The sequence below is a fragment of the Acinetobacter sp. ESBL14 genome, from assembly GCF_036668815.1.
Taxonomy (GTDB): domain Bacteria; phylum Pseudomonadota; class Gammaproteobacteria; order Pseudomonadales; family Moraxellaceae; genus Acinetobacter; species Acinetobacter gyllenbergii.
The window spans coordinates 1-255 of record NZ_JAZEVS010000082.1 but is presented as its reverse complement, the minus strand read 5'-3'; the positions used below and the strand labels follow the sequence as shown (position 1 = coordinate 255).

The 255-nt window shown below is 52.5% G+C and carries 1 protein-coding gene; it reads left to right on the top strand.

Annotated features, from left to right (window positions below; genetic code table 11):
• Positions 1 to 255 (top strand): hypothetical protein (locus V6E90_RS21730; protein ID WP_332606439.1); only part of this gene is annotated, 255 nt, incomplete at both ends.

Here is a 255-nt window from a genome sequence, read left to right as displayed (position 1 = left end):
TGACCATTACCGTGGATACATCGCCAGCTGACTTGATTGGTGCAATCACAGTGCCAGATGACTTAAACGGTGACGGCATCTTGAATGCGACTGAATTAGGTGCGGATGGTAGCTTCGATGCACGCGTAGCATTGGGACCAGATGCAGTGCTTGGTACAGTGGTGACCGTAAATGGCAACAACTTCACGGTGACTGCCGCAGATCTCGTCAATGGCTACATCACAGCAGCAGTTGCAGTGACAGGCGATGGCCCGA